The following is a 718-nucleotide window of genomic DNA, read 5'->3' as shown; positions in this document are numbered from 1 at the left end:
TTGTGTTGTACGGTACAATCAAAGCTCAATATGAAGCTGTTGCTGCTCTGTGTTTTGGCCTCTGTGGCGTTCTCCCATCACATCTCCTTCCCAGAGGAGAATGAAGCCCAATGGGAACTCTTTAAGATTGAACATGAGAAACTGTATGGTGATGAAAAAGAAGAACACTTGAGGAAGGAAATCTTCATGAAGAACCTTGACTTCATCCGCCAACACAACAAGAAGTTCGAGAACGGTGAAGTCACCTTCACTGTTGGAGTCAACCGATTTGCGGACATGACCAACCAGGAGTTCCGCCACATGATGAACGGGTTCAGAAGGCCGAAGGAATACGTCAGCAAGGGAGGCCAGTTCCAGGTAGACGAGGACTTCGAGGCACCCAAGACTGTGGACTGGAGGAAGAAGGGAGCAGTGACACCCATCAAGGACCAAGGACAGTGCGGCTCTTGCTGGGCCTTCAGTGCGACCGGAAGTTTGGAGGGACAGACATTTTTGAAGACCAAGAAGCTGATCTCGTTGAGCGAACAGAACCTTGTGGACTGCAGCACTTCCCAGGGCAACGAGGGATGCAACGGTGGTCTCATGGATGACGCGTTCCTCTACGTGAAGCAGAACAAGGGCATTGACACTGAAGCATCCTACCCCTACACAGCTCAGGACGGCACCTGCAAGTACAAGTCCAAGAACAAGGGTGCCACCTGCAGCGGATCCGGTGATG

The 718-nt window shown here is 51.4% G+C and carries 1 protein-coding gene; it reads left to right on the top strand.

Features of this window, described 5'->3' with window-relative positions:
• Nucleotides 1-30: 30 nt before the first annotated feature.
• On the top strand, nt 31-718 hold a 688-nt coding region (locus tag P2081_RS20200), incomplete at its 3' end, for a C1 family peptidase (protein ID WP_278924583.1).

Origin of the sequence: Pseudophaeobacter profundi, from assembly GCF_029697505.1 — a bacterium.
Classification (GTDB): Bacteria; Pseudomonadota; Alphaproteobacteria; order Rhodobacterales; family Rhodobacteraceae; genus Pseudophaeobacter; species Pseudophaeobacter profundi.
Note: the sequence above shows the minus strand (reverse complement) of the source record. Positions and strands in the feature narration are given on the sequence as shown.